The organism is Nonomuraea sp. NPDC052265 (assembly GCF_044547985.1).
Classification (GTDB): domain Bacteria; phylum Actinomycetota; class Actinomycetes; order Streptosporangiales; family Streptosporangiaceae; genus Nonomuraea.
In genome coordinates this window covers 12,147-25,883 of sequence record NZ_JBIUBJ010000022.1, presented here as the reverse complement: position 1 = coordinate 25,883, position 13,737 = coordinate 12,147, and the positions used below count along the sequence as shown (strand labels likewise).

The 13,737-nt window shown below is 70.6% G+C and carries 16 protein-coding genes and 1 riboswitch; of the genes, 6 read left to right on the top strand and 10 right to left on the bottom strand.

Going from position 1 to position 13,737, the window contains the following annotated elements:
* Nucleotides 1-5 precede the first annotated feature (5 nt).
* Entirely contained in the window at nucleotides 6-491 is a 486-nt protein-coding gene (gene def / locus ACIHAD_RS40130; RefSeq protein ID WP_397360024.1) for a peptide deformylase, read from the bottom strand.
* Between the two features lie 90 nt (nucleotides 492-581).
* Between def and ACIHAD_RS40125 the strand changes: the two genes are divergently transcribed.
* Nucleotides 582-1,049, top strand: coding sequence for a ribose-5-phosphate isomerase (locus tag ACIHAD_RS40125; RefSeq protein WP_397360022.1), 468 nt, complete (start codon nucleotides 582-584; stop codon nucleotides 1,047-1,049).
* Here ACIHAD_RS40125 and ACIHAD_RS40120 read toward each other — a convergent pair.
* Entirely contained in the window at nucleotides 1,046-1,192 is a 147-nt protein-coding gene (locus ACIHAD_RS40120) for a hypothetical protein (protein ID WP_352323622.1), read from the bottom strand. The genes ACIHAD_RS40125 and ACIHAD_RS40120 overlap by 4 nt on opposite strands.
* 23 nt (nucleotides 1,193-1,215) lie before the next feature.
* Nucleotides 1,216-2,448 (bottom strand): GNAT family N-acetyltransferase, encoded by a 1,233-nt coding sequence (locus ACIHAD_RS40115; RefSeq protein WP_397360020.1) that lies wholly within the window; start codon nucleotides 2,446-2,448, stop codon nucleotides 1,216-1,218.
* A 118-nt stretch (nucleotides 2,449-2,566) separates the two neighbouring features.
* Between ACIHAD_RS40115 and ACIHAD_RS40110 the strand changes: the two genes are divergently transcribed.
* Nucleotides 2,567-3,682 carry a PP2C family protein-serine/threonine phosphatase gene (locus ACIHAD_RS40110; RefSeq protein WP_397360019.1) on the top strand — a complete coding sequence of 372 codons (1,116 nt, stop codon included), beginning with the start codon at nucleotides 2,567-2,569 and terminating at the stop codon, nucleotides 3,680-3,682.
* Between the two features lie 142 nt (nucleotides 3,683-3,824).
* On the opposite strand, the gene ACIHAD_RS40105 is transcribed toward ACIHAD_RS40110, so the two are convergent.
* Nucleotides 3,825-4,421 (bottom strand): response regulator transcription factor, encoded by a 597-nt coding sequence (locus ACIHAD_RS40105; RefSeq protein ID WP_397360018.1) that lies wholly within the window; start codon nucleotides 4,419-4,421, stop codon nucleotides 3,825-3,827.
* Nucleotides 4,422-4,576: 155 nt separating this feature from the next.
* Between ACIHAD_RS40105 and ACIHAD_RS40100 the strand changes: the two genes are divergently transcribed.
* Nucleotides 4,577-5,878: a M50 family metallopeptidase gene (locus ACIHAD_RS40100; protein ID WP_397360017.1), complete on the top strand. Its 1,302-nt coding sequence runs from the start codon at nucleotides 4,577-4,579 to the stop codon at nucleotides 5,876-5,878.
* Here the strand turns inward: ACIHAD_RS40100 and ACIHAD_RS40095 are convergent.
* Nucleotides 5,865-6,521, bottom strand: a complete 657-nt coding sequence (locus ACIHAD_RS40095) for a TetR/AcrR family transcriptional regulator (protein WP_397360015.1) — start codon at nucleotides 6,519-6,521, stop codon at nucleotides 5,865-5,867. The genes ACIHAD_RS40100 and ACIHAD_RS40095 overlap by 14 nt on opposite strands.
* A 76-nt stretch (nucleotides 6,522-6,597) precedes the next feature.
* Here ACIHAD_RS40095 and ACIHAD_RS40090 point away from each other — a divergent pair, with 76 nt between their 5' ends.
* Nucleotides 6,598-7,527 (top strand): zinc-binding dehydrogenase, encoded by a 930-nt coding sequence (locus ACIHAD_RS40090; RefSeq protein ID WP_397360014.1) that lies wholly within the window; start codon nucleotides 6,598-6,600, stop codon nucleotides 7,525-7,527.
* An 8-nt stretch (nucleotides 7,528-7,535) separates the two neighbouring features.
* On the opposite strand, the gene ACIHAD_RS40085 is transcribed toward ACIHAD_RS40090, so the two are convergent.
* Complete coding sequence (locus ACIHAD_RS40085; protein ID WP_397360013.1) at nucleotides 7,536-8,048, bottom strand: MarR family winged helix-turn-helix transcriptional regulator; 513 nt, start codon at nucleotides 8,046-8,048, stop codon at nucleotides 7,536-7,538.
* Nucleotides 8,049-8,066: 18 nt separating this feature from the next.
* On the opposite strand from ACIHAD_RS40085, the gene pip reads away from it, so the two are divergent.
* Nucleotides 8,067-9,002, top strand: a complete 936-nt coding sequence (pip, locus tag ACIHAD_RS40080) for a prolyl aminopeptidase (RefSeq protein WP_397360012.1) — start codon at nucleotides 8,067-8,069, stop codon at nucleotides 9,000-9,002.
* A gap of 119 nt (nucleotides 9,003-9,121) precedes the next feature.
* Here pip and ACIHAD_RS40075 read toward each other — a convergent pair whose 3' ends face one another.
* The 3 genes from ACIHAD_RS40075 to ACIHAD_RS40065 all read right to left on the bottom strand — a co-directional run bounded on the left by ACIHAD_RS40075 (nucleotide 9,122) and on the right by ACIHAD_RS40065 (nucleotide 12,134).
* On the bottom strand, nucleotides 9,122-10,075 hold the full coding sequence (locus tag ACIHAD_RS40075; RefSeq protein WP_397360011.1) for a coiled-coil domain-containing protein: 954 nt from the start codon (nucleotides 10,073-10,075) through the stop codon (nucleotides 9,122-9,124).
* 5 nt (nucleotides 10,076-10,080) lie between these two features.
* A riboswitch (cyclic di-AMP (ydaO/yuaA leader) is annotated at nucleotides 10,081-10,219 on the bottom strand.
* A gap of 68 nt (nucleotides 10,220-10,287) precedes the next feature.
* The gene (galT, locus tag ACIHAD_RS40070; RefSeq protein WP_397360010.1) at nucleotides 10,288-11,358 is read right to left on the bottom strand and encodes a galactose-1-phosphate uridylyltransferase; all 1,071 of its coding nucleotides are present in this window, start codon (nucleotides 11,356-11,358) and stop codon (nucleotides 10,288-10,290) included.
* Nucleotides 11,355-12,134 carry a DeoR/GlpR family DNA-binding transcription regulator gene (locus ACIHAD_RS40065; protein ID WP_397360009.1) on the bottom strand — a complete coding sequence of 260 codons (780 nt, stop codon included), beginning with the start codon at nucleotides 12,132-12,134 and terminating at the stop codon, nucleotides 11,355-11,357. The genes galT and ACIHAD_RS40065 overlap by 4 nt, the downstream gene beginning before the upstream one ends.
* Before the next feature lie 138 nt (nucleotides 12,135-12,272).
* On the opposite strand from ACIHAD_RS40065, the gene ACIHAD_RS40060 reads away from it, so the two are divergent.
* Nucleotides 12,273-12,350, top strand: coding sequence for a 50S ribosomal protein bL37 (locus tag ACIHAD_RS40060; RefSeq protein WP_387679150.1), 78 nt, complete (start codon nucleotides 12,273-12,275; stop codon nucleotides 12,348-12,350).
* Nucleotides 12,351-12,389: 39 nt separating this feature from the next.
* Here ACIHAD_RS40060 and ACIHAD_RS40055 read toward each other — a convergent pair whose 3' ends face one another.
* Nucleotides 12,390-13,700 carry a TrpB-like pyridoxal phosphate-dependent enzyme gene (locus ACIHAD_RS40055; RefSeq protein WP_397360008.1) on the bottom strand — a complete coding sequence of 437 codons (1,311 nt, stop codon included), beginning with the start codon at nucleotides 13,698-13,700 and terminating at the stop codon, nucleotides 12,390-12,392.
* Nucleotides 13,701-13,737 lie beyond the last annotated feature (37 nt).

Sequence of the window (13,737 nt, the reverse complement as noted above, 5' to 3'; positions counted from 1 at the left end):
GCCGCCTACGCGCGGAGCATGATCCTGCGGGCCTCGTCCTTCGGCAGGCGGTCCACGTACAGCTTGCCGTCGAGGTGCTGGGTCTCGTGCTGGAAGCAGCGCGCCAGCGAGCCGCGGGCCTTCACGCGCACCGGCCGCTGCAGCCGGTCGAGCCCCTCGACGGTGACGCCCGCGGCCCGCGCCACGGGGGCGTAGATCGGCGTGCCGGTGCGGCGGTCGGGCACCGACAGGCAGCCCTCCTCGTCGGAGACCTCCTCGGCGTCGTCGACGGTGAGCACGGGGTTGACGACATGGCCCTTGCGCCCGGCGATGTCATAGACGAACAGCCGGCGCGACACGCCGATCTGCGGACCGGCCAGGCCCACGCCGTTGACCGCGTACATCGCCTGGAACATCTCCTCGATCAGGCGGCGCAGCTCGCGGTCGAAGTCGGTGACGGGCTCGGCGGGCGTACGCAGCACCGGATCGCCGATGACGCGGATCTCACGCATGCGTCTCCACTTTCGTAAGGACTGGGGAACGGTAGGAGTCCTTACTCTAGCCAGCGAGTGAGATCGGCGGGGCTGTGGAAGACTGGGCGGGTGCGTGTCTACATCGGTGCCGACCATGCCGGCTATGAGCTCAAGAACCACCTCGTGTCCTGGCTCAAGGACCACGGCCACGAGGTGACCGACTGCGGTCCCTTCGTCTACGACGCCGAGGACGACTATCCCGCGTTCGTCCTGCGCGCCGCCGAGGGCGTCGCCGGCGACCCCGGCAGCCTCGGGGTGGTGATCGGCGGCTCGGGCAACGGCGAGCAGATCGCGGCCAACAAGGTGCGCGGCATCCGCGCGGCCCTGGCCTGGAGCGAGGAGACCGCCTCCCTGGCCCGCGAGCACAACAACGCGAACGTCGTCAGCATCGGCGGGCGCATGCACACGACCGAGGAGGCGACCAGGTTCGTCGAGGTCTTCCTGACCACCTCCTTCTCCGGCAGCGAGCGCCACAGCAGGCGCATCGCGCAGCTGACCACCTACGAGACGATCGGCCAGCTGCCCTCGCTGCCCTAGGTCTTGCGCCTGGCCTCGCGCCGCGGCATCTCGTCGCGCAGGGGCCGCCGGTCGGCGGCCTCCTGCTGCTCCTTCGACGGCCTGGACACGTCGCGGGCCCGCATGGCGATGGTCGCGGTGATCTGCAGACTTTGCAGGGCCATGTTCCGAGCCTACGTCCTGTGTCTCAGAACACCAGCCCGGCCAGCGGCTTGGGGCTCCACGCCATGGCCGCGGCCAGCGCCCGCACCGCGCCCGGCGTGCGCTCGCCCAGCAGGCCCGCGTCGAGCTGGGCGCCGAGCAGGCCGTCCCCCATGTACGCAGAGCCGAGCGCGGACACCGGCACCGTCAGGTCCGGCTCGTCGTCCACCGGCTTGCACTCCGCGCCGGTGGTGCCGGCGGTGAACCGCCAGCGGCCGGCGTTCCACGGGCACACGTCGTCCTCGACCTCGATCACCAGGTCCACGGGGGCCGCGTAGGCGCGGGCGGTCAGGGCCTTGTCGACCTCGACCAGGCGTACCCACAGCTCGTCGGACCAGGTCGCGCGCAGTTGCCGGGAGTCGGCGAGCAGCGCGACCAGGGCGTCGTCCACCGGCCGGGCGTACGCCTCCAGCTTGGTGATCAGGTCGCGGTCCAGCATGTTGCGCCACAGCAGGGTGTAGGCCGCCGGGTCGGTCGCCTCCAGCTCGATGAGCCGCAGCTCGCCGTTGGCCACGCCGTTGGGGTCCCAGGCGGACTTGGTACGGAACAGCGCGTACCCGCGCACGCCCTCGTCGTCCTCGGCGAGCACCGCGCGCAGCGAGCCCCAGCCGTCCCTGTCGTGCTCCTCGTCGGCCAGCATCCCGTCCCAGATGTGCCGGTCGCGCTCGTACCGTCCCGGACGCCGGGTCACGACCACGGCGAACAGCTTCTCGAAGTCGGCCCTGGCCTCGGCGGGGGAGACCACCCTGATCCTGAGCGCCGGGTCCGCGGGGGCGTTCCGCACGAAGGCCGAGCGGTGCTTGTCGATCCGGTACGACAGCTCGCTGGCCGCCCTTCCGTACCCGTACCTGCCGTAGATCAGCGACTCGGAGGCGTAGAGGGCGGCCACCGACTCACCCCGGTCGCGGATGTCGGAGAGCTGCCGGCGCATCAGCGCGGACAACACGCCGCGGCGGCGGTGCGAGGGAAGCACGCTGACCGCGGTGACACCGCCCACGGGGATCTGGCGCCCGCCGGGGATCGTCATCGTGAAGCTGAAGGCGGAGGTGACGCCCGCCATGGTCGTGCCGTCGAAGGCGACCAGGGTGCGGTCGAACTCCGTGGCCGCCTTGAACCGCTCGTCCTGGGTGGGATGCGGCGTCCAGCCGAACCCCTCTGCGAGCACGCCGGAGAAGCCCGGCCACTCGGATTCGTCAATGGGACGGATCGGATAGGTCATCCGTCCACGGTAGGAGGGGGCAAAGGGGGACGGCCACCCAATATCCGTGCTTAATGATCAAGGCGTTGGTCAAGTGGGCTGCCCAAACAGGGGTCAGACCGATACAGTCACACGCATCATGAGTTCCCGTCCGGCGCCGCTGATTCCGCCACGGGTCCGCGCGGTCCTGGTGCGGGTGCCGTTCCTGGTGTCTGCCGTCCGGTTCCTCCGGAGAGGGCCGCTGGCCCGCGACCGCAACCTGCTCATCACGCTGACCGTGCTCTCGCTCGTCATCGGGCTGCTGGCGGCGAAGGTGTCCACCGAGTGGTTCTCGCCGTCGCTGCTCATCCTGGTCACCCTGATCGGCGGGCTGCAGCTGCGGCTGCGCAGCCTGGTCAAGCTGCTGGTGGCGGTGGGCGTCGCGCTGGCCTACATCGCGGCCACGATCGGGGTGGCGCGGGTGGGGCTGGGGCTCACGGTGACGATCGTGTTCACCACCGTGCTCGCCGTGCTCATGGCCCGTACCAGGGGCAAGCTCGGCGTGCAGGGGCTGCGCGGCGACGCGATGCTGCTGGAGCTGCGCGACCGGCTCAAGAGCCAGGGTGAGCTGCCCCCGCTGCCCAAGGACTGGGGCGCCAAGGTGGTGCTCAAGCAGGCCGGCGGCTCGTCGTTCGGCGGCGACTTCCTGGTCTCCATGCGCGACGGCGACTCCGTGGAGATCGCCCTCGTCGACGTCTCCGGCAAGGGCGTCGACGCCGGCACCCGCGCGCTGCTGTTGTCGGGCACCTTCGGCGGGCTGCTCGGCTCGGTCGACGACTTCCTGCCCGCGTGCAACGCCTATCTCCACCGGCAGCGCGGCGACGAGGGCTTCGTGACGGCCGTGCACGTCCGCCTCGACCTCGCCACCGGCGACTACACGATCACCTCGGCCGGCCATCCGCCGGTCGTGAAGCTCGACTCGGGCACCGGCAACTGGCAGGTCGCCTCGGCCAAGGGCGTGGTGCTCGGCGTGGTGCCCGACCTCCACTGCGAGCCCGACAGCGGCACCTTGCGCAAGGGCGACGCGCTGCTGCTCTACACCGACGGGCTGATCGAGCAGCCGGGGCGCGACATCGACGCCGGGCTCGACCGGCTGCTCGGCGAGGCGGAGCGGCTGCTGCCCTCGGGTTTCCGCGACGGTGCGAGGGCGCTGGTCAACGCGATGTCCTCGGGTCACAACGACGACTGCGCGCTGGTGTTGATCTGGCGTCCGTAGTGACGTTTCACATGGGTCAGGTCGTGATGGCGGTCACTGGCAACGGGTTCGGCGGGCTGAGATCATTCGACTGTTCGGGTCCCGGCGGAGCGGCGCGGCTCCACCGGGCCCGTCACCTCGTCCGGTCTCGCGAAGACCGCTCTCACAGCCAGCCGCTGTCGCTGGCGATGCGCACGGCGTCGAGCCGGTTGCGGGCGCCCGTCTTGCACATGATCCGCGACAGATGATTGCGTACGGTGCCGACCGACAGGAACAACTGGTCGGCGATCTCCGTCGATCTCGCGCCGCCGGCCGCGATGCGCAGCACGTCGAGCTCCCGCCGGGTGAGCGGGTTGGCGGCCGACTCCAGGGCGGCCACCGCCAGCTCCGCCTCCAGCGCCCGGCCGCCCGCCGCGACCTGGCGCACCCCCTCGGCCAGCCGCTCGGGCGCCACCCGCAGGCTCATGAACCCCAGCACGCTCCCGTTGAACGCCCTGCGCACCTCGCCGGGGCTCGGCCGGGCGGAGAGGATCAGCACCGAGCAACGGGGGATCTGCTCGGTCAGATGGGTGGCGACCGGCAGGCCCGGCAGGTCGAGGTCGACGATCGCGACGTCGGGCGCGCTGGACCGCGCGGCGGGCAGCACGCCGTCGGGGCAGCCCGTCTCGGCGACCACCCGCAGGTCGGGCTCGGCTTCGAGCGTGGCCTGCAGACCGCGTCGCACCAAGGGCAGGTGTTCGGCGATGAGTATGCGGATCAAGACGTCCCCCTCCATCGTCTCCCAGGGTGATCGGCTGATCGCTTACTGTCAATGTGGTCCGTTGATTCGCCAAAGTGGGGACAAGCCCGAGGGATGTGGTGAGTTCGACTAGTCTGGGAACGTCGAGACCGTCTGTCTGCCTGGAGCGCGCGTAGATGAACTGGCTCTTTGTCGCCGGGATCCTTCTCTTCCTGGTGGGGTTGATGGTCTCCGTCGGCCTGCACGAGGTGGGCCATCTCGTGCCGGCCAAGATCTTCGGCGTGCGCGTGACCCAGTACATGGTCGGCTTCGGCTCGACCGCCTGGTCCATCCGCAGGGGCGAGACCGAGTACGGCATCAAGTGGATCCCGCTCGGCGGCTACATCCGCATGATCGGCATGCTGCCGCCGCGTCCCGGCGACGCCCCCGGCACCCTGCGGAGCGCGGGGACCGGGCCGTGGCAGGGCCTGATCGAGACCGCCCGCGACGCCGCCATGGAGGAGGTGCGGCCCGGCGACGAGGACCGCGTCTTCTACCGCAAGAAGTGGTGGCAGAAGATCATCATCATGTCGGGCGGCCCGGCGATGAACTTCGTGCTCGCCTTCATCTTCTTCAGCATCCTGCTGGTCGGCATCGGCCTGCCCAAGACCGCCCCGATCGTGTCGGCCGACACCAACACGTGCGTGATCCCCACCACAGAGGTGCGCAAGACGTGCGCGCCCACCGACGAGCGCACCCCGGCCGCCAAGGCGGGCGTCAAGGTCGGCGACCGCATGGTCTCCCTCGACGGCCAGAAGATCTCGACCTGGCAGGACGCCACCCGCCTCATCCGCGGCCACGGCGCCGGCCCGGTCAAGCTCGGCATCGTCCGCGACGGCAGGCCGATGACGCTCGACGTCACCCTCATCGCCCGCGACATGGCGAGCCTGACAAACGAGGGCAAGGTCGACAAGGGCGTCGGGTTCCTCGGCGTCGTGCCCTCCCAGGTCTTCGAGCAGCAGAGCATCGGGCAGGTGCCGGGCTACATGGGCGACCTGACGGGCCGAGTCGTGGGCTCGATGGTCAACCTGCCGCAGAAGATGGTCGGCGTCTGGAACGCCGCCTTCTCCGGCGAGAAGCGCGACCCCGAGGGCCCGGTCGGCGTGGTGGGCGCGGGCCGGCTCGGCGGCGAGATCCTGGCCTCCGACATGTCCAACAAGAGCAAGCTGTTCACCTTCGTCAGCCTGCTGGCCGGGTTCAACCTGGCGATCGGCCTGTTCAACCTGATCCCGCTGCTGCCCCTCGACGGCGGTCACATCGCGGGTGGCCTGTGGGAGGGGATCAAGCGCGGTTACGCCAAGGTCATGCGCCGTCCCGAGCCCCGGCACGTCGACATCGCCAAGGTGTTGCCGCTCACGTACGCGATGGCGTTCGTGCTGATCATCATGGCCGGTCTGCTGGTCTACGCCGACCTGGTCAACCCGCTCACGCTCGGCTGACCCGGCTGCCCGGCCCGTCGCCGGTGAACGTCACCGCCTCGGGCACGGCGGCGAACACGGAACGCAACTCGGCGAGCAGGCCGTCCAGCGTGGGCTCGGGCGAGCCGGAGGTCCAGCCGCGCAGGGCGGCGTGGAAGGCCGCCACCAGCAGGTCGAGGGCCAGCCTGGGCCGCTGGTCGCGGTCGCCGAGGCCGAGCCGCGTACGCAGGGTCGTCTCGAAGGCCGCGCTGGTGCGGTCGCAGAACTGCAGCCCGTGCGCGGCGATGGACGGCGTACGCTGCGACAACTCCTGACTGAGCCGCACGCGGGCCACCCAATCCGGCCCGTCCGCCGACATCCGGCGCACGGCCGCGAGCATCGCCTCCTGCAACACCTCCAGCACGGGACGGCCGCCGAGCGGCGCGTGCTCGACGTCGTCGAGGAGCCCGGTCCACAGGGCCTCCAGCGGGGCCGAGGCGACCTCCTCCTTGCTGGCGAAGTTCCGGAAGAACGTGCGCTTGGAGACCTCGACCTCCGCGCACAGCTCGTCGAGGGTCACCTGGTCGAAGCCGCGTTCGGTGAACAGCGCGAGTGCGGTGTCCACCAGGGCGGCCCTGGTCTTGATCTTCTTGCGCTCGCGGAGCGTCAGCGGGTCGGCGGTCATCGTCCGCCAGTGTATCCGGAGCGCACATGCCTCCTATAGGCTTATGCCCCTCAGTGGCACTTTGGAGGACATCGTCATGCGCGCTTTGATCGTCGACCGTTCCGTTCCCGGGGGCCTGAGGGTGGGCCAGGCGCCCGAGCCGGTGCCCGCGCCCGGCCAGGCGCTGGTCCGCGTCACCGCCACGTCGCTCAACTACGGCGAGGTCAGGCATGCCCTCCAGGAGGCGCCCGAGGGCACGGTGCTCGGATGGGACGCCGCGGGGGTCGTCGTCCAGGCCGCGGCCGACGGTTCGGGGCCCGCCGCGGGCACGCCCGTGGTCACGCTGGGCCCGGGTGGCGGCTGGGCCGAGCTGCGGGCCGTCCCGGCCGACTCGATCGGGGTGGTGCCGCAGGGCGCGGACCCCGGCGCGATCAGCACGATCCCGGTCGCCGGCGCCACCGCGCTGCGCGCGCTCGACCGCCTCGGGCCGATCCTGGGCCGGCGTGTCCTGGTCACCGGCGCGACGGGCGGCGTCGGCCGGTACGCCGTGCAGCTCGCCCGGCTCGGCGGCGCGTACGTGATCGCCGCCACCGGCGACCCGGACCGGCACGGCGACGGGCTGCGCGCCCTCGGCGCGGACGAGGTCGTCGCCGGCCCCGCCGAGAGCGGCGGACGGCTCGACGGCGTCCTGGACGTGCTCGGCGGCGTCCCGCTGGTCGAGGCGTTCGACCAGCTCTGCGAGGGCGGCACGCTGGTCGCCGTCGGCCACTCCACCGGCGAGGGAGAGAGCTTCCCGTTCGGCGCGCTGTTCGGCGGAGCCGACCGCCATGACCGCTCGCTCGTGACGTTCCACCTGCTCTACTGCCAGGGCCTGCACCGCGATCTGACCTGGCTGGCCGGGCAGGTCGCGGCCGGTACGCTGAGCCCCGAGATCACCTGGCGCGGCGGCTGGGACGACGCCACCGAGGCGGTTACCGCCCTCCTTGAACGCCGCGTGCACGGCAAGGCGGTGCTCGACCTGGCGTGAGAACGGTCTCACATGACGGGCCCCTTCCCGTCCGCGGGACTGCGTTGATCGCGGTACGCGGCCAGCGGCGCGGTCGCGAGGAGGCGGGTGCGGAAGGGGTGGTCTTCGAGGGCCTGGAGGGCGGAGGTGAGGAGGTCGGCCAGGGGGATGGGGAGTTCGGCGTCCAGGGTGGCGATGGCGAGGGTGGTGGCCTGCCATTCGGCCTCGATGAGGGGGAGCGCGTCGCGGCAACGTCCGGTGAGGTGGACGATGCGTTGGCGGGCGTCGGCGGGACCCGGGTGGAGGTCGAGGAAGCCGGCGCGGCGCATCTGGGTGACGGTCTGGCTGGCGGCGGAGTGGGTGACGCCGATGGCGGTGGCCAGGTCGCGGATGGTCATGGGGCCGGTCTCGACCAGGGCGCGGACGACGGGTGAGTAGCGGGGGCGATAGTCGGGGAGCCCGAGGTCGGCGTACAGCTGGGCGATCGCGCCGTCGGTGCGCTCCTGGAAGGCCCGCATCAGGGTGCCGAGACTCTGGATCACGCAGATATATTAGCGCTTATGTATTCTTCGATCGAGCCCCATGAGCAGGGCATGCTGGACGTGGGTGACGGAAACCTCGTCTACTGGGAGGTCAGCGGAAATCCGGACGGCAAGCCGGCGCTGATCGTGCACGGCGGGCCGGGCGGGGGCGCGTCGCCGGGGTGGCGGCGGTATCACGACCCCGAGGCGTACCGGATCGTCGTCTTCCATCAGCGTGGCTGCGGGAAGAGCACGCCTGACGCCGGGGAACCGGGAACCGACCTGTCGGTCAACACCACGGCGCACCTCGTCGCCGACATGGAGCGGCTGCGGGAGCATCTCGGGATCGAGCGGTGGCAGCTCGTGGGGGCGTCCTGGGGGTCGACGCTGTCGCTGGCCTACGCCGAGCGGCATCCGGAGCGGGTGAGCGAGGTGATCCTGTTCGCGGTCACGGCCGGGCGGGACTGGGAGATCGAGTGGATCACGCGGGACGTCGGGCGGATCTTCCCCCACGAGTGGGCGCGGTTCCGCGACTTCCTGCCGGAGGAGGATCGGGGCGGGAACCTGGCGGCGGGGTACGCGAAGGCGCTGGCCGACCCTGAGCGGCGGGAGCGGGCGGCGATCGAGTGGTGTGCGTGGGAGGACACGCATGTGAGCCTTGACCCGCAGTTCCAGCCAAGTCCGAAATTTCAGGATCCGGTGTTTCGGATGACCTTCGCTCGGCTGGTGACGCATTACTGGGGGAACGGGTGCTTCCTTGGGGGGAGGGACCTCGTTCGGGAGGCCGCCGCGCGCCTGGCGGGGGTGCCCGGGGTGCTCATCCACGGGAAGTTCGATGTCAGCGGGCCCCTGGAGACGGCCTGGGAGCTGCACCAGGCCTGGCCCGGGAGTGAGCTGCACGTGGTGGGGGAGGGGCACGGCGGTCTGGAGATGATCGACTTGCTGACCGCCGCGACGGACAGGTTCCGGAACTGACCCCGAACGCAGAAATACGGGCGCAGGAAGCCGGTTCCGTCCTGAACACCTCCTCGCGTCAGATGCGACGTGCTCACCTCTGACGCGAGGTCCCGTCCGGCGGACCCCGGAACCGGCTTCTAGTTCATCGAGATGTGCACGTGGTCGTAGTGGTTCTCGGTGACGCTGCCGCGGTCGGACATCGCGCGCCAGCCCGAGCCCTGGTTGATGCGCTGCTTCCAGATCACGTACTTGACGCCGAGCTTGGCCTTGTTCTTCAGCGCCCAGGCGGCCAGGCGGTCGCCGAGGGCGTTGTTGGCGGCGCCCGGCATGGTGCCCCCCGTACTCATCATGAAGTCGCAGGCCCGGCCGAGCGGGTGCTCGCCGCTGGAGCCGGACCGGAAGCAGCCCACCTCGTACGGCAGCGAGAAGTTCTTCTGCACCTGCGCGCGCATCAGCCGGGTGCGCGGCGTGATGTTGTCCGAGCCGGACGGCAGTTCGGGCGCCCAGCTCCCGTCGGACTTCTTGCCCGGACCGAACGGCACGAGGTCCTGGAGCTTCTTCTTGATGTCGTCGATGACGTCCTGGGCGTCGTCGCGCTGCTCGGCCACCTCCGCCGTGCCCGCCTTGAGCTCGGCCGCGAGCGCGGCGGCGGCCGCGGCGGCCTTCTTCTGGTCGTCGCGGGCCCTGGCCACGCTGTCGACGACCGCCTGCTGCTCGGCGGTGAGCTGTTCGAGCATGGCCGCGCCGTTGCCGTCCGGGGTCAGCATGAAGCCCGGCAGGGAGGCGTCGCCGCTCTGGTAGCGCATCCGGGCGATCTCGGCGACCCGCTGCTCGGCCGTGGCCACCGCCTGCTCGGCGGTGGTGAGCCGCTGCTGTGCCGCGGTGGCGGCCTGCTGGGCCTTGGCCAGCTCGACCCGCTTGAGGTTGTACGTCTCGATGAGCTTGTCCACCTTGCCGTTGAGCTGCTTGAGCTGGGCCCGCAGCTCGGCCTCGGACGGCTTGGGCGCGGCCGAGGCGGCGGCCGGATGGACGAGCAGGGCGGTGGCGGCGATGAGACCGATGGCAAGACTCGCGGGGGACGAAGCCGCCACGTGGTTGTTCCTCTCCCTCTGCCGGCCGGGTTAGCTGACGGGTTCGGGCACGGGAGCAGTCCCTACCACTTGCGCGGATTCACCCCGGATGCGATGGGTCCCCGGCTCCCGGGCAACACGCCCGGGATTAGGCGTACAGCGACCGTTATGGCCGATGTGTAACGGGATATTAGTGGTAGATCACGAGTCATGCGACTTTAAGGAGAAATCAATTAGTGATCGATTCGTGATCGCAGCATGCGTGCCGCCTCCTCCGGCAGCACGTCGTTGACGAAGGCGCCCATGGCCGACTCCGAGCCCGCCAGGTACTTCAGCTTCCCGGGCGCCCGCCTGATGCTGAACAGCTCCAGGTGCAGGTAGGCCAGCTCGCGGCCGTACCGCACCGGCGCCTGGTGCCAGGCCGAGATGTACGGCATCGCCACCCCGAACAGCGCGTCCAGCGCCCGCAGCACCGAGGTGTACAGCGGCGCGAACGCGGCCCGCTCCTCCTCCGACAGCGCCGCCAGGTCGGGCACCTGCCGGTGCGGATACACGTGCACCTCGAACGGCCAGCGCGCGGCGGCCGGCACGAACGCCGTCCACAGCTTGTTGGAGGCCACCACCCGCGTGCCGGCGGCCCGCTCGGCGGCCAGCACGTCGGCGAACAGGTTGCCGCCCGGGTGCCGGGAGGCGGCTCCGAGCTGGAGCTTCGTGCGCGGGGTCACGTAGGGGTAGGCGTAGATCTGCCCGTGCGGGTGCGGGAGCGTGATGCCGATCTCCTCGCCCCTGTTCTCGAAGCAGAACACCTGCTCGACGCCCTCCATGCCGGACAGCTCGGCCGTGCGGTCGGCCCACGCCTCCATGACCAGCCTGACCTGGGCGTTGGAGAGCTTGGAGAAGGAGGAGGAGTGGTCGGAGGTGAAGCACACCACCTCACACCGCCCGACCCCCGGACGTACATCACTCAATCCGCCGACGTCACCGTAAGTCCCAAAATTTCCGGAGAAAGAGGGGAAGCGGTTCTCGAACACCACCACGTCATAGTCGTGAGCCGGGATCTCCGACGCCCGCGTGTCGGACGACGGGCACAACGGGCACTCGTCGGCCGGCGGCAGGAACGTACGCGTCTGCCGATGACCGGCGATCGCGATCCACTCCTCGGTCAGCGGGTCGTAGCGCAGCTCGGAGGCCACCGGCCGAGGGTCGAGCGGACGCCGGTCGATCGCGCTCCGGTCGGCGTCGTCGCGCCGGTCGAAGTAGATCAGCTCTCGGCCGTCTGCCAGGTGGGTGATGGTGCGCTTCAAGGCGTGCCCTCCGCGATGATCAGTTCTCCGGCCCGTTCGGCCAGCTCGGTGCGTGCTTCCTCGGGCAACCCCGCGTCGCTGATGACCACGTCGGCCTCCGTCAGCTCGGCGATCGTGCTGATGCCGACCGTGTTCCACTTGGTGTGGTCGGCGGGGACCACCAGCCGGTGCGCCGCGGCCACCAGCTCCCTGTCGGTCTCGGACTCCAGCAGGTTCGGCGTGGTGAACCCGGCGCGCAGGCTCATGCCGTGCACCCCGAGGAAGAGCGTGTCCACGTGCAGCCGGCGGATCGCCGCCACCGCCACGGGGCCGACGAGCGCGTCGGAGGGCGTGCGCACGCCGCCGGTCAGCACGACCGTGCGGTCGGCGCGCGGGTTGCGGTGGAAGACCTCGGCGACGGGGATCGAGTTGGTGATCACGGTCAGCTCGGGGACGGCGACCAGATGGTGGGCCAGCGCCCACGTGGTGGTGCCGGCGGAGAGCGCCACGGCGGTTCCCGGCCGTACGAAGGTGGCCGCGTGCCGCGCGATGGCCTCCTTCTCCTGCTGCTGGCGGGCGGACTTGGCGGTGAAGCCAGGCTCCTCGGTCGAGCCGGGGCCGAGGGCCGTCGCGCCGCCGTGGACCTTCTCCAGCAGCCCGCGTTCGGCCAGCACCTCAAGGTCGCGGCGTATCGTCATGTCGGAGACGCCGAGCTCGCGCACGAGGTCGGCCACCCGGACGCCGCCGCTGCTGCGTACGCGTTCCAGGATCGTCTGCTGACGCTGCTGTGCGAGCACGCCCACCCCTTCCAACAGATTCCACCAAATTATGACACGAGTTTGTTGAGGAATGTTAGGTCACGGCGTATCGCTTGTGTTGACTACCGGGCAGGGGAGACCTTGAAGGTCACGATCCCGACCGCCGGAGGTGAGCCCATGGCGAAACGCGCACGCAAGGGCAGGGGGCGCAAGAAGAAGAAGGCGAACCACAGGAAGCGCCCGAACGCGAACTGAACACGGGTGGCCGCGGATCCCGCGGCCACCCGTGTCGTCTCAGCCGGGCAGCTCGGTGAGCGCCTGGTCGAGGCGTTCCTGCGGGAGCGTGTAGTCCTCCAGCTCGCCGGCCAGGTGGCGGTCGTAGGCGGCCAGGTCGAAGTGGCCGTGCCCGCACAGCGCGGTGAGGATCACCTTCTCCTCGCCGCTCTCCTTGCAGCGCAGCGCCTCGGCGATGGTCTCGGCCAGCGCGTGCGTGGGCTCGGGGGCAGGGACGATGCCCTCCGTCCGCGCGAAGCGCACGCCCGCCTCGAAGCACTCGCTCTGGGTACGGGTCACCGCCTCGAACAGCCCCAGTTCGTACATGTGGGACAGCAGCGGCGCCATGCCGTGATAGCGCAGGCCGCCGGCGTGGATCGGGTCCGGGACGAAGGAATGCCCGAGCGTGTGCATCTTGAGCAGCGGCGTCAGCCCGGCGGTGTCGCCGAAGTCGTAGGCGTAGACGCCGCGGGTGAACGACGGGCAGGCGGCCGGCTCGACGGCGCGGAACTGCGTGCCGATCCGTCCGGCCAGCTTCTCGCGGAGGAAGGGGAAGGCGAGGCCGGCGAAGTTGGAGCCGCCGCCGGTGCAGCCGATGACCAGGTCGGGCAGCTCGGGCAGTTGTGCCAGGGCCTCCTCGCCGATCACGGTCTGGTGCATGAGGACGTGACTGAGCACCGAGCCCAGCGCGTACCGGGCCTCGGGGTTCGCGGCGGCCACCTCGACCGCCTCGCTGATGGCCAGCCCCAGGCTGCCGGGGGAGTCGGGATCGTCGGCCAGCGCCTTGCTGCCCGCGCCGGTGACGGGGGAGGGGCTGGGGTGGACGGTGGCGCCGTACACGTGCATGAGCGAGCGCCGGTACGGCTTCTGGTCGTAGGAGGCGCGAACCATCCAGATCCGGCACTCGATGCCGAACTGGGCGCAGGCGAACGCCAGGGCCGACCCCCACTGTCCCGCGCCGGTCTCCGTGGTCAGCAGCTGCACGCCTTCCTTGGCGTTGTAGTACGCCTGCGGCACGGCGGTGTTCGCCTTGTGCGACCCGGCCGGCGAGACGCCTTCGTACTTGTAGTAGATGCGGGCTGGCGTGTCGAGGGCCTTCTCCAGCCGGTGCGCTCTGATCAGCGGTGTGGGCCGCCACAGCCGGTAGACGTCGATGACCTCGCGTGGGATGGGGACGTAGCGGTCGCCGCTGACCTCCTGCGCGATGAGTTCCATGGGGAACAGCGGCGCGAGGTCGTCCGGCCCGACGGGACGGCGGGTGCCGGGGTGGAGCGGCGGCGGAGGCGGCACGGGAAGATCGGGAACGATGTTGTACCAGTTGCCAGGGATCACCGTTTCAGTTTGAGCCGCGCTTCCGAGCCGTCAAGGG

Excerpts from the sequence above, each read along its gene's own strand:
- ACIHAD_RS40060 (WP_387679150.1), top strand. The coding sequence starts at position 12,273 with ATGGCGAAACGCGCACGCAAGGGCAGGGGGCGCAAGAAGAAGAAGGCG.
- ACIHAD_RS40110 (WP_397360019.1), top strand. The coding sequence starts at position 2,567 with ATGAGTTCCCGTCCGGCGCCGCTGATTCCGCCACGGGTCCGCGCGGTC.
- def (WP_397360024.1), bottom strand. The coding sequence starts at position 491 with ATGCGTGAGATCCGCGTCATCGGCGATCCGGTGCTGCGTACGCCCGCC.
- ACIHAD_RS40115 (WP_397360020.1), bottom strand. The coding sequence starts at position 2,448 with ATGACCTATCCGATCCGTCCCATTGACGAATCCGAGTGGCCGGGCTTC.
- pip (WP_397360012.1), top strand. The coding sequence starts at position 8,067 with ATGTATTCTTCGATCGAGCCCCATGAGCAGGGCATGCTGGACGTGGGT.
- ACIHAD_RS40120 (WP_352323622.1), bottom strand. The coding sequence starts at position 1,192 with ATGGCCCTGCAAAGTCTGCAGATCACCGCGACCATCGCCATGCGGGCC.
- ACIHAD_RS40090 (WP_397360014.1), top strand. The coding sequence starts at position 6,598 with ATGCGCGCTTTGATCGTCGACCGTTCCGTTCCCGGGGGCCTGAGGGTG.
- ACIHAD_RS40095 (WP_397360015.1), bottom strand. The coding sequence starts at position 6,521 with ATGACCGCCGACCCGCTGACGCTCCGCGAGCGCAAGAAGATCAAGACC.
- ACIHAD_RS40100 (WP_397360017.1), top strand. The coding sequence starts at position 4,577 with ATGAACTGGCTCTTTGTCGCCGGGATCCTTCTCTTCCTGGTGGGGTTG.